General features: G+C 69.3%; 8 protein-coding genes and 1 pseudogene. 6 read left to right on the top strand and 3 right to left on the bottom strand.

Annotation, left to right across the window (positions count from 1 at the left end; translation table 11 throughout):
- Both rpsR and rplI read left to right on the top strand, forming a co-directional pair.
- Positions 1-127, top strand: a 127-nt coding sequence (gene rpsR / locus ACI379_RS07915) for a 30S ribosomal protein S18 (RefSeq protein ID WP_439791541.1), incomplete at its 5' end; no start/stop codon positions are given.
- Positions 128-155: 28 nt separating this feature from the next.
- Positions 156-602 carry a 50S ribosomal protein L9 gene (gene rplI / locus ACI379_RS07910; protein ID WP_439791540.1) on the top strand — a complete coding sequence of 149 codons (447 nt, stop codon included), beginning with the start codon at positions 156-158 and terminating at the stop codon, positions 600-602.
- Positions 603-676: 74 nt separating this feature from the next.
- On the opposite strand, the gene ACI379_RS07905 is transcribed toward rplI, so the two are convergent.
- The 3 genes from ACI379_RS07905 to ACI379_RS07895 all read right to left on the bottom strand — a co-directional run bounded on the left by ACI379_RS07905 (position 677) and on the right by ACI379_RS07895 (position 7,164).
- Positions 677-1,162, bottom strand: a complete 486-nt coding sequence (locus ACI379_RS07905; protein ID WP_439791539.1) for a hypothetical protein — start codon at positions 1,160-1,162, stop codon at positions 677-679.
- Positions 1,163-1,298: 136 nt separating this feature from the next.
- A complete protein-coding gene (locus ACI379_RS07900; RefSeq protein WP_439791538.1) occupies positions 1,299-5,636 on the bottom strand; it encodes a S8 family serine peptidase in 4,338 nt (1,445 codons plus the stop codon).
- Between the two features lie 175 nt (positions 5,637-5,811).
- On the bottom strand, positions 5,812-7,164 hold the full coding sequence (locus ACI379_RS07895) for an MATE family efflux transporter (RefSeq protein WP_439791537.1): 1,353 nt from the start codon (positions 7,162-7,164) through the stop codon (positions 5,812-5,814).
- Positions 7,165-7,708: 544 nt separating this feature from the next.
- On the opposite strand from ACI379_RS07895, the gene dnaB reads away from it, so the two are divergent.
- The 4 genes and pseudogenes from dnaB to ACI379_RS07875 all read left to right on the top strand — a co-directional run.
- Positions 7,709-9,145, top strand: coding sequence for a replicative DNA helicase (dnaB, locus tag ACI379_RS07890; protein WP_439791536.1), 1,437 nt, complete (start codon positions 7,709-7,711; stop codon positions 9,143-9,145).
- Between the two features lie 312 nt (positions 9,146-9,457).
- On the top strand, positions 9,458-9,805 hold the full coding sequence (locus ACI379_RS07885; RefSeq protein ID WP_439791535.1) for a helix-turn-helix domain-containing protein: 348 nt from the start codon (positions 9,458-9,460) through the stop codon (positions 9,803-9,805).
- A complete protein-coding gene (locus ACI379_RS07880; RefSeq protein ID WP_439791534.1) occupies positions 9,802-11,115 on the top strand; it encodes a type II toxin-antitoxin system HipA family toxin in 1,314 nt (437 codons plus the stop codon). Before ACI379_RS07885 ends, ACI379_RS07880 begins: the two co-directional genes overlap by 4 nt.
- A 15-nt stretch (positions 11,116-11,130) precedes the next feature.
- Positions 11,131-12,034: pseudogene (locus tag ACI379_RS07875) on the top strand (RHS repeat-associated core domain-containing protein); the annotation flags it as partial.

Below are 12,034 nucleotides of genomic sequence, written 5' to 3'. Positions count from 1 at the left end.
CGACCGCGGCAAGATCCGCGCCCGTCGCGTGACCGGCAACTGCGTCCAGCACCAGCGCGACGTGGCCATCGCCGTCAAGAACGCGCGCGAGCTCGCCCTGCTGCCCTACACGTCCACCGGTCGCTGACCGTCGGGCCTGGAGAGGAGATAACACGATGAAGCTCATCCTGACCCAGGAGGTCGACGGCCTCGGTGCCCCCGGCGACGTGGTCGAGGTCAAGGACGGTTACGGCCGCAACTACCTCGTTCCCCGTGGTCTCGGCATCCGCTGGACCCGCGGTGGCGAGAAGACCATCGAGTCGATCAAGACCGCCCGTGCCGCCCGCGCCGCTCGCGACGAGGGCCACGCTGCCGAGATCAAGACCAAGGTCGAGGCCAACACGGTCAACGTGAAGGTGCGCGCCGGCAACGGTGGCCGCCTGTTCGGTGCCGTGACCACCGCGGAGATCGCTGACGCGCTCTCCGAGGCGTCCGGCGAGAAGATCGACCGCCGCACGATCGTGGTCACCAACCCGATCAAGTCGCTCGGCGCCCACGAGGTGTCGGTCAAGCTCCACGAGACCGTCACCGCCAAGGTGTCGCTCAACGTGGTGCCCGCCTGATCGGCTGAAGCCACACCCACGCACAGGGCCCGCCGCTCCCTCGAGGAGCGGCGGGCCCTGCCGTACCTCGGGCCCTACTGCGTCGGGTTCTCGCAGAGGAACGGGGCCTTGGAGCGTCCCTGGTGGTACGCGTACTCCCGCCCGTCGGCCTTGAGGGTGATCCGCAGCCCCGGCACGATCGCCTGTGTGTACGACATGCCCTTCTGTGCGCAGCCGAGGCTGCCGTCGCGCCAGTCGACCTCCTCGGTGCCGACGACGGTGACGTCCTCCGGGGTGAGGTCCAGACGGGAGGCGAGGTCGTTGACGGCCAGCGTCGTGGGGTCGTCGTGCGGGTCCATCGTCGGCTCCCCGGTCGTGGTCGTGGTGGGGGTGGTCGTCGGCGGGTCCGCCGGGTCGGAGTCCCCGCCGCCGCACCCGGCCAGGGTGAGGGCGAGGAGCACGGCCGCGCCGGCGCGGGCCGTACGGAAGGCGCCTCGCGGGCCCGGACGGGCGGCGGGGCGGCAGCCGGGCGCGGGGCGACCCGCAGCAGCGCGGGAACGTCGAGGCAACAGCACGGTCATCATGAACTCCTGACGTGGGCAGGGGGTCCGACGGTTCCCACTGTGGCACGTCGGGCACGACAGAGGGGCCGGTGGAGATCCACCGGCCCCTCTGCTGCTGACGTTCACACGTCAGCGGACGACATCCAGGTCACGCTCAGCGGCGTACGACCTTGAAGGTCTTCTTGGCGGTCCCGGACTTCACCGTGGTGCTGCCCGAGTAGGTCACCGTGACGGTCACCTTGCCCTTCTTCTTGTAGCGCGGGAGCTTCACCTTGGCGATGCCCTTGGCGTTGAGCTTCACGGTCTTGACGACCCGCTTGCCCGCGCCCTTGATCACGAACTTCACCTTGCCCGTGGCCGCGGCACCCTTGGCGGTCACCTTGACCTGGACGGTCTTGGGCCTGGTGTTCACCCGGACCGTCTTGGGCACCGTCAGCTTGATGGTCGGCTTCACCTTGGTGGTGGTGCCTCCCTCGACGGTCACGGTGCTGCTGGCGGTGACCTCCTTGGCGCCCGGGTTGTCGACGGTGTGGACCGCCGCGTTGACCACGGAGGCGGGAGCGTCGGCGTCGACGGTCACCTGGTAGGTGAACGACTGCGCCTCCCCGTCAGCGGAGTTGTACGTGCCGCAGACGACGGTGCCGTTGGTGATCTTGGACGACGCGTCGCCCTTGTTCACCAGCGCCTGACCGTTGGTACCGGTCGAGTCCTCGGCGCCGATGGTGACGCCGGTCAGCGGACCGTTGATGTTGTCGTAGGCGTACACGATGTCGCTCGTACCGACCTGTGCGATGACCTGCACGTCGTACGACAGCGACGGCTGCTCGTACAGGTGCACGTCGTCCCACTCGGCGATGGCGATGCTCTCGTCGTCCGAGGCCAGGCTCAGACCCTTGTTCGTGGCCTGGTCGTAGGTGACCTCCATGTCCTGCCACAGCACCGCGTTGAGGTTGTTCGGCTGCGCCGCGTTGGGGACCGCCTGGGTCTCCCACGGCTTGCCGCCCCAGCCGGCGGCGTCGCGGACGACGAGACCGTCGTCGGTGATGCTCAGGCCCGGGAAGTTCTGCCCGTAGTGGCCGAACGACAGGTTGTTGAACGCCGTCCACCGGGTCGTGTCGCCCGCGGCACCGGCCTGGGTCTTGATGCCGAGCTCGGACTCCAGGTCGAAGTAGCCGGCGGTGCCGGTCACCGGATTGACGCACGAGGTGTCGTCCGCGCTGGTGGTCCACGTGTACGACCCCTTCACACCGGCCATGGTGGGCTGGGTGCCCGTCCACGTCAGCGTGCCGTCGGCGTACGTGGCGCCCCCGGTGGCCGAGCCCTCGACGTAGGTGACGCCGTCGGGAAGCTGGTCGGTGATCGTGTACTCGAGGTCCTCCGGGGTGACGTTGGGCGCCACCTCGACGGTGTACGTGATCGTGTCGCCCGGCTTGGCGCTGGTCACGTCGGCCGTCTTGGTCACGTCGTCGGTGACGCGTGCCAGGGTCACCGGGATGACACCCACGGAGTCACCGCCCACCGCCACGTCGACGGCGCCGTACCAGGTCTCCCCGGCGTCCAGCTCGTCCTCGTCCCAGAAGGCGCGGACCGTGAACGGGTCGCCGGCGGGAACGTTGGCGCTGGGGCCCTCGACCCGGAAGTTGTCACCGCTGCCCCCGACGACCGCGGTCGACAGGGTGACGGTGTCGGTGCCAGCAGCGCTGGCCTCCCAGTTCTGGACGATGACCCAGTACTCGCCGGCGGGCGGCGAGGCGAGGTCGATCTTCTCGCGGGACCCACCGGACGCGCTGTAGGCGACCACGTTGTCCGCGCTGACCGCGCCCTGTCCGATGTACAGGTCGAAGTCGGGAGCGGTGGCCTCGGAGAGGCCGACGAACAGACGCTTGGTACCCGCCGGGACGGTCAGGCTGGTCTGGCTGACGCCGTCACCGTTGAACGCGTCGTCGTTGGTCGGGTCCTGGGCGACGGAGAGCTCGCGGCTATCCAGCGGCGTCAGGTCGGCGCCGGTGAAGGTGACGTCGGAGGTGTCGGCGGCCACGCGCAGATCACCGGACTCCTGGGAGCCGGCGTCACGGCGGGTGGTGATGCCGATCGAGTCCGGCAGCACTGCGGCGGAGGGCACGACACCGATCGGCAGATGAGCCACCGGCGCCTCGGACCCGGCCGGAGGCGTCAGGGTCAGCGTCCCGTAGACCCATTCGCCCGCCGCGGCGCCCGAGACGTCAGCGGTGACGGTGAGGTCGGCGGACTCACCCGCCGCTACCGTGAACGACGACTTGTCGACCGAGAGCGTGACGCTCGGGTCCTGGCTGGTGACCTCGGCCGTCCACGTGCCGGCACCGGTGTCGGTGGCGGTCGCCGTACGGGTCCACGAGCACTCGCCCAGGCAGTCGTTGTCCGCCATGCTGGCCAGGTTGAGCGTACGGACGTCGCCGCCCGTGCTCGGGTCGGAGGCCACGTACTCGTCGTAGGTGGTGTCGAAGACGAGACCGGCCTTGGCGACCTTGGTCAGGTCGATGCGACCCGAACCCATGTCGTGCCAGTCGGCGTCTGAGCCGTCGGTGTCCTTGATGGCCGTCATGGCGGTGGTCATCAGGGCCGACTGCGCCTCGGCGGGGGTCCAGTCGGGCTGGACGGCCGCGACCAGGGCCAGCGCACCCGCGGTGTGCGGGCTCGCCATCGAGGTGCCGGAGATGAAGCCCCACTTGACCTCGTTGTCGACACCCTCGGCGGCGAGGATGTCGACGCCGGGAGCAGAGACGGACGGGCTGATGATCGAGACTGCACGGTTGGGCCCACGGCTGGAGAAGCCGGCCATGATGTCGGCGACGTCGTCACCCACGTGGCGGATGCCGCCGGACAGCGCCACCTTCACACCGGTCTTGCCGGACATCCAGGCGCGCAGCTCCTGGGCCTGGTCGAAGGTGATGTGGACGGCGGGGAGCTCGTGCGGGTCGGCGTTGAGCGAGTCGCCGGACGCCTCGTCGTTGCCCAGGACCATGCCCTCGGCGCCGAGGTCGCGCACGACCTGACCCTTCTCGACACGGCCGTTGGTGCCGCGCTCGCAGAGGATGATCTTGCCGGTCAGGTCCTGACCGTCGAGCTCGGAGGCGATGCAGCGGGCGCTGCCCAGGCTGGCGCCGTCCACCAGCGGGAAGGTCCCGGCGGTGGCGGCGGCGAAGGCGACGCCGGCGATGTCGGCGTGGGTTGCCCCGCCGTCGGCGGTGATGTCGGTGACCTTGGCCTGCCACTGGCGGTCGTGCTGGGAGGCGCCCACGGAGGTGATCCACGGGACGTCGGCCGGGCTGCCCACGGTGGCGGCGCCGGGGCCGTCGTTACCGGCCGAGGTGGCCACGTGGACACCGGCGGCACGGGCGTTGAGGAAGCCCACCGCGTCGGGGTCGTTCCACGGGTCGGAGGCCGAGGAGGAGCCGATCGAGTAGTTGATGACGTCGACGCCGTCGTCGATGGCCTGGTCGATGGCCGCCACGATCGCGGCGCCGGAGCAGCCGCCGTCGCAGACGTCGTACCCGATCACGTTGGCGTGCGGAGCGACGCCGCGGATCGTCTCGGTGGTGGAGAACTCGTGCGGGGTGCCCTGCGCCGAGTACGTGGTGACCTCGACCTGGTTGCCCGCGGTGGTGGACCCGGTGTGGGAGCCGTGGCCGTCGTCGTCGTACTCCGAGCCGTCCGTGGTGAAGTTGTAGTAGCCGATCAGCTTGTCGTTGCAACCCCAGTTCGCGACGTACGTCGGGGAGCCGGCCGTGTTGGCCGGGTTGCACATGCCGAGGTAGTTGCCCGAGCCGAGCGGGTTGGTGTGGTCGTACCCGTCACCGCCCTCGGAGGCCGGCACGGTGTCCGCGAAGGACGGGTTGGCCGGGTTGATGCCCGAGTCGATGATGCCGGCGATGATCCCCTCGCCCTTGCTGCCGGTGCCGTTGGGGACCGCGCTGCCGTCCCACAGGGTGTTGGCGCCGATCCAGGAGGGGCCGTGGTCGGTGGTCAGCTGGTGGACCTTGTCGACCTGGACCGCGCCGACGCCGTCGAGCTTGGCGACCCGGGCGGCCTGGTCGCGGGTCAGCTCGACCGCGAAACCGTTGAGGGCCTCGGTGTAGGTGTGCAGCACCTTGGGCGTGCCGCCCACGATGCCGGCGATTTCACCCTTGAGGGACTTCTGGTCGGCCGCGATCTGGGTGCGGTACTCCTTCGCCGACGGCGTCTTGGCGAGCGTACGGCCGCGCGCGTCGGTGGCGGAGGCCCGCGTGGGGACGGCGGGCTGGTCGAGCTGGACGATGTACGTCTGCTTGCCAGCGGCGTCACCGAGCGAGATGACGGGGCCCGTGCGGGCCAGAGTGCCGTCGGTGGTGGCCACCGCAGGCTTCAGCTTCTTGGTCAGGTCCGCGGTCGGGTCCTTGGCCCAACCGGGGGCCGCTGACACCAGCGGTACGAGGAGGGCAGCCGCTGAGGCGGCCGCCAGGGTGCGACGGATCAAGAGGGGTTCCTCCCAACGAGAGCGCCCGAAATCGGGGCAGAGGACGGAGGGCGAGGGAGTTCGCCCCTGTTGTTCCTACGTGTTGCGCGCATCACGTGTCAATGATTTCGTCTGTGGCGCACGAGGCCGAAACCCTTTCGACACCGGGCCGTTCCCTCGCCGAGGTCGTCCGGGGTCAGGCCGTCGCGCCGGTGACCATCCAGCGCTCGGAGCGGGCCCGGTGCACCAGCACGACGCCACGCGCCCCCATGAAGACGCCGGCCAGCACGCACCACACCAGGACCAGGGACCCGCCGGTGGCGCCCACCAGCAGCGTCGCCGGGGCGTGCACGGCGAGCACGAGCAGCCCGGCCCACGCCAGGTAGCGGCCGTCGCCGGCTCCGATCAGGACGCCGTCGAGGACGAAGACGACCCCGGCCAGCGGCTGCCCGACGGCCACCACCAGCAGGACGGGGACGAGCGCGTCGCGGACGGCCTGGTCGGGGGTGAACAGGACGCCGAGGACCCCGGAGAGGGCGGCGAGACCGAGGCCGAGGACGACCCCGCACCCGATGCCCCACTGCACCATGCGGCGGGTCAGGGCGCGCGTGGTGGCGCGGTCGCCGGCGCCCAGGGATCGGCCGGTGAGGGCCTGGGCGGCGATGGCGACGGCGTCGAGGGCGAAGGCGAGGAAGGTCCACAGGGTGAAGGCGATCTGGTGGGTGGCCAGGTCGACGTCCACGTCGCCGGAGCCGGAGCGGGCGGCGAGGGTGACGGAGTAGGTGGTGAGCAGGAGCGCGGCGCGCAGGGTGAGGGTGCGGATGAGCAGCGGCACGCCGACCCGCGCGGCGGTGAGCACCCCGCTGAAGTCGGGGCGCATCGAGGCGCCCTCACGCCGGGCCGCGAAGACGACGGCCCGGACCAGCACGGCGGCGGCGATCGTCTGGGCGGTCACGGAGCCCAACGCGGATCCTGCGATGCCCAGGGCGGGCAGGGGCCCGGGGCCGAAGACGAGGAGCAGGTTGAGGACGACGTTGAGGGCGTTGCCGAGGACGGCCACGTACAACGGGGTGCGGGTGTCCTGCAGGCCGCGCAGCACGCCGGTGGCGGCCAGCATGAGCAGCAGCGGGGTGACGCCGAGCAGGGCGATGCGCAGGTACGTCTCCGCGTGCGCCGCGACCTCGCCGGAGACTCCGAAGGCGGCCACCACGGGGCCGGTCGCCGCGACGCCGAGGACGGTGGCGCCGGCTCCGATGACCACGGCGAGCCAGATGCCGTCCATCCCCTGGGTGAGGGCGGCGCGGAGGTTGCCCGCGCCGAGCTGGCGGGCGACCCCGGCGGTGGTGCCGTACGCGAGGAAGACGCAGAGGCCGACGATCGTCTGCAGGACCACGCCGGCGATGCCGAGGCCGGCCAGGTGCGGGGTGCCGAGGTGGCCCACGATGGCGGCGTCGGCGAGGAGGTAGAGGGGCTCGGCGATGAGGGCCAGGAAGGCGGGTACGGCCAGCCGGAGGATCTCGCGGTCGGTGGCGTTGAACGGCAGGCGCACCCGCCGAGCCTAGGTCAGGGACGGGTCGCCGTGGCAGGTGGTGCACCTGTGGCTGCGTGGGCTGGTGAACAACGTGTGACGCAGGTCTCAACAACAGGGAAACGCCTCGTCAATGGCCCGATCGGGCTACCTGTGAGTCAGCCTGTGGATAGTTCTGTGTACGAGGGAGCGAGTCGCGATGTCGACAAAGCAACCGGCGGAATCCAGATGCTGAACCGATGCTGCGGAAATCACTCCCACAGATTTCTGTCCACAGCTGAGGAAACACGTTTGTGCAGGTCAGGGGCGTGTTGCCGCCCTGACTCCCTTGTTTGTCCACAGCTGCGTCCCCAGCGCGTGCACAAGCCATCCCCAGTAGTCCACCACTAGACCGGGGTTATCCCCAGCCCCTGTGGATAACCCGCTTTTCCTGTGGCTCCTCCAGCGCGTAGCGTCGCGCCCGGACCAGCTCCGACGGACGAGCGCGGGGCGTGGGTCCACCGCGTTGTCAGTGGGCCTGGCTAGCGTGATTTTCCAATGCAACTGACGATCGCGAGGAGTGCTGGTGAGCGTCGCCGACCAGGGAGCCGTGGAGCCCGACTTCGACTGGAGTGCGAGCGACCCCGGCGACGGGTGGGGCGACGGTCCGGCGGCGTACGAGCCGGGTGAGGCGCCGCGCAGCGCCAATGACCGCACGCCTCCCTCCGACAACGCCGCCGAGCAGAGCGTGATCGGCTCGATGCTGATCTCCAAGGACGCCATCGCGGACGTCTCCGAGCGGGTCCAGGGCATCGACTTCTACCGCCCCGCGCACGAGACGATCTTCGACGCGATCATCGACCTGTACGGCCGCAGCGAGCCGGCCGACCCGATCACCGTGGCCGCCGAGCTGCAGCGCACCGGTGAGCTGGCCAAGATCGGCGGCGCCCCGTACCTCCACACCCTGTCGGCCAACGTGCCGATCGCTGCCAACGCCGGCTACTACGCCGAGATCGTGCACGAGAAGGCGATCCTGCGGCGGTTGGTCGAGGCAGGCATGCGGATCGTGTCGATGGGGTACGCCGGTGAGGGCACCATCGACGACGTGGTCGACTCGGCCCAGGCCGAGGTCTACAAGATCACCGACAAGCGCACGACCGAGGACTACGCGCCGCTCGGCGACATCATGAACGACGTCCTCGACGAGATCGAGGCGATCGGCAACCGCGAGGCCGGCATCTACGGCGTTCCGACCGGGTTCGCCGACCTGGACGAGCTCACCAACGGCCTGCACGCCGGCCAGATGATCATCGTCGCCGCGCGTCCCGCCATGGGCAAGTCGACCCTCGCGCTCGACTTCTGCCGTGCCGCGTCGATCCACAACAACCTGACCAGCGTCTTCTTCAGCCTCGAGATGACGCGCTCCGAGATCATGATGCGTCTGCTCTCGGCGGAGGCGAAGGTCGCGCTCAACAACATCCGCAACGGTCAGATGCAGGACCAGGACTGGGAGAAGATGGCCCGCAAGATGGGCCAGGTCTCCGGGGCGCCGATGTTCATCGATGACAGCCCCAACCTGACGATGATGGAGATCCGGGCCAAGGCCCGTCGCCTCAAGCAGAAGCACGACCTCAAGCTGATCGTCATCGACTACCTGCAGCTGATGAGCTCGGGCAAGAAGGTCGAGTCCCGTCAGCTCGAGGTCTCGGAGTTCTCCCGAAACATCAAGCTGCTCGCCAAGGAGCTCGAGGTCCCGATCATCGCCCTCTCGCAGCTCAACCGTGGTCCCGAGCAGCGCGCCGACAAGCGCCCCGCCATGTCTGACCTGCGTGAGTCCGGCTCGATCGAGCAGGACGCCGACATGGTGATCCTGCTGCACCGCGACGACGTGTACGAGAAGGAGTCGACCCGCCCCGGAGAGGCCGACCTGCTCGTGGTCAAGCACCGCAACGGCCCCACCCGCGACCTCACCGTGGCCTTCCAGGGTCACTACTCGCGGTTCGTGGACATGGCTCAGGGCTGAGTCCCTCTGCCCGACGAGCAGGGAATCTGCAAGGGAGCGATCCAATCTGCAACCGTCGCAGATTGAGTGTCAGCGAGAGGTGAGAATCTCCCGGTCTGAGTGACGAGATGGCGTCTCCTGTTGGCTGCAGTCGGCGACTCACTTCGTCGCTCTTCCTGGCTAGAGGTGGCGCACCTTGTCTACGAACGCAGACAATGGGAAAATGTCTATGAACGCAGACAACATCGAAATGTCTACGAATGTGGACAATGCGCTAATGTCTACGTTCGTGGACGAAACTCACTACTCAGCAAACGTGAGCAAGGAGGACCCGTGGCCGACCAGACCAACCAGCACTCCGCGGTGAGCCTGCCCGGCCAGAGCGTGAGCAACTGGGCGAGCCTGGGCAGGTTGATCCAGGGCGCGCGCAAGGAGCGCGGAATGACCCAGGCGGGCCTCGCCCTCGAGGCGGGTGTTTCGCGTGCCTGGCTGGCCAAGGTCGAGTCCGGCCACCGCGGGGCGGAGTTCGAGCGCATCCTGCGCGTCCTGAACGCCTTGGAGTTCGACCTCGTCGCCCGACCTCGGCGCCGCAGCGTCGCCGACCTCGATCTTGCTGAAGCATTGGCTGCACGCCGCAGGCGCCCCGGCTCGGCTGATGGGCGCCATGAGGAGGATTGGTGAGTCAGGCCCTCGCCGTGGTCATCGGGGGACAGGTCGCGGGGTACATGACCCGCGCGACCCCGTTATCGGCCCCGGAGTTCACCTACTCCGAGCAGTACTTGGACGAGGGCACCGTCCCGCTCTCGGTACGTATGCCCATTGGCCCGGGCACCTACAAGGCCAAGCTGGTCGTGCCGTTCCTCGAAGGTCTCCTGCCGGAGAACGCCAACACCCGCCGCGCGTGGGCCGACCGCCTTGGGACCGGCGAGAGGGACGCCTTCTCCCTCCTGTCCCGCATGGGATGGGATTGCCCGGGCGCTGTCCAGTTCTGCGCACCCGAAGAACTCGATGACATGCTGTCGCGCTCGGAGGAGTTGGAGCCGGTGAGCGACTCCCACATCGCGGATCGCCTGCGTCGCCTGCGCAAGGACGAGGCCTCCTGGTCACTGCCTGACGAGCACTGGTCCCTGCCTGGCCAGCAGGAGAAGTTCACCCTCGTACGACGCGACAAACGTTGGTACGAGGCGAAGGGATCCGCGGCGACCACCCACATCATCAAACCCGGCATCGGCCGCCTGCTGAACCAAGCCATCGTCGAGTACGCCACGATGCGCGCCGCAGGCGCTGCGGGCCTCGACGTCGCCCACGTCCGCTTCGCCCACTTCGAGGGGGAGGCGGCCATCGTCATCGAGCGCTTCGACCGCCTGAAGTTCCGCGACGCCGTCGTACGGCTGCATCAGGAGGACTTCTGCCAGGCCCTCGGCGTGCTGCCCGAGCGCAAGTATGAGGACCAGAACGGCCTGAGCTTGGAGCGCCTGGCTGGCGTCATCGCCAAGCACAGCGGCGCCCCAGACGAGGACCGTTGGGCCTTGGCCGATTTTGCCGCGATCAACTACGTCGCAGGTGCCCCCGACGGTCACGCCAAGAACATCTCGCTCGCACTGTGGCCACAGGACGTGCACGTCGCCCCGCTCTACGACCTGGCCACGGCCTTCCCCCATGACAATGCCGGACCGACCAACAGTCGCACAGCCTTCAGCATCGGCGGCCGCCGCGACTTCGGCCGGGTACTGGGCAAGCATTGGGACCGGGCGGCGCGGGCCATGGGTGTCAACGCTGAGAAGTACCGGTTGCGTGTGCGCGAGATGACCGAACGCTTCCCTGACGCCTTCGCTGATGTTCTGGCTGACCTCAGCCTGCCCGAGGCGGATGAGATCCGCACGCGGACCATGCCACGACTGGAGCGCCACGCTGCACACATCGTGAGCCGCCTTGACGACCCGACCGATCCGAACGTCAGCAGGAGCAGGAGCAGGAGCGCCAGCGGGTAAAGGAAGGACGCCGGCGTGCCCCCGACGGCGGCCGGTCCGGTCCCGTCGCTGGGTCTCCAGTACGACTCCGGTTCGGTCGACGGCCGCACGCCGGTGACGAACAACCAGACCTCGGTCGTGGGAGAGGGTTTCGAGCTCACCTCCTCCTACATCGAGCGGCGCTACGCGACCTGTTCGAGTGACGGGGCGCCGGCACGCCGGCGCGACCTGTGCTGGCGGGGCGAACAACTCACCCTCGTGCTCGACGGGACGGCGTACGACCTGGTGGGTGTCGGGCCGGACGAGTTCGTCCTGGCCTCCGACGACGGCACCGTCGTGGAGCGCCTGACGGGCGCCAAGAACGGTGACGACAACGGCGAGCACTGGCGGCTGCGCAAACCGGACGGTTCCACGTACCTCTTCGGGCAGAACCGGCTGCCGGGCGCGAACGCCTCCTCGGTGACCAACTCGGCCTGGACGGTCCCGGTCTTCACGACCGGCACGACGAGCAACGACCCCGCGCAGGCCGAGGCCTGCGCGAGCGCTGTCTGCACCCAGGCGTGGCGCTGGAACCTCGACTCCGTCGAGGACCTCCACGGCAACCTCGCCACGTACTGGTACGCGAAGGAGACCAACCGCTACCGACGCGGCGGCACCACTCCGACCAGCTACGACCGCGGCGGACGGCTGGTGGCCGTCGACTACGGGTTGCGTGCGGGTGAGGCGTTCGACCCGGACGGCGGCCGGGGCCTGCCGCCCCAGCGAGCGGTGCTCACGTACGCGCAACGCTGCCTGGCCAGCAACTGCGCCAGCCTGCGTGCGTCGACCAGGACCCGGTGGCCCGACGTCCCCTTCGGCCTGCTCTGCGGGGCTGGCCAGGCGTGCACGGACAAGCTCGCTCCCACCTTCTTCACCCGCCTGCGCCTTACCCGGGTTCTCA

Origin of the sequence: Nocardioides sp., from assembly GCF_051876515.1 — a bacterium.
Classification (GTDB): Bacteria; Actinomycetota; Actinomycetes; order Propionibacteriales; family Nocardioidaceae; genus Nocardioides.
The sequence above is the reverse complement of the archived record's forward strand: the minus strand, read 5'-3'. Positions and strand labels throughout refer to the sequence as shown.

What these genes read in the sequence shown, in the direction of transcription:
- rplI (WP_439791540.1), top strand. Translation starts at nt 156, where the DNA reads ATGAAGCTCATCCTGACCCAGGAGGTCGACGGCCTCGGTGCCCCCGGC.
- ACI379_RS07905 (WP_439791539.1), bottom strand. Translation starts at nt 1,162, where the DNA reads ATGACCGTGCTGTTGCCTCGACGTTCCCGCGCTGCTGCGGGTCGCCCC.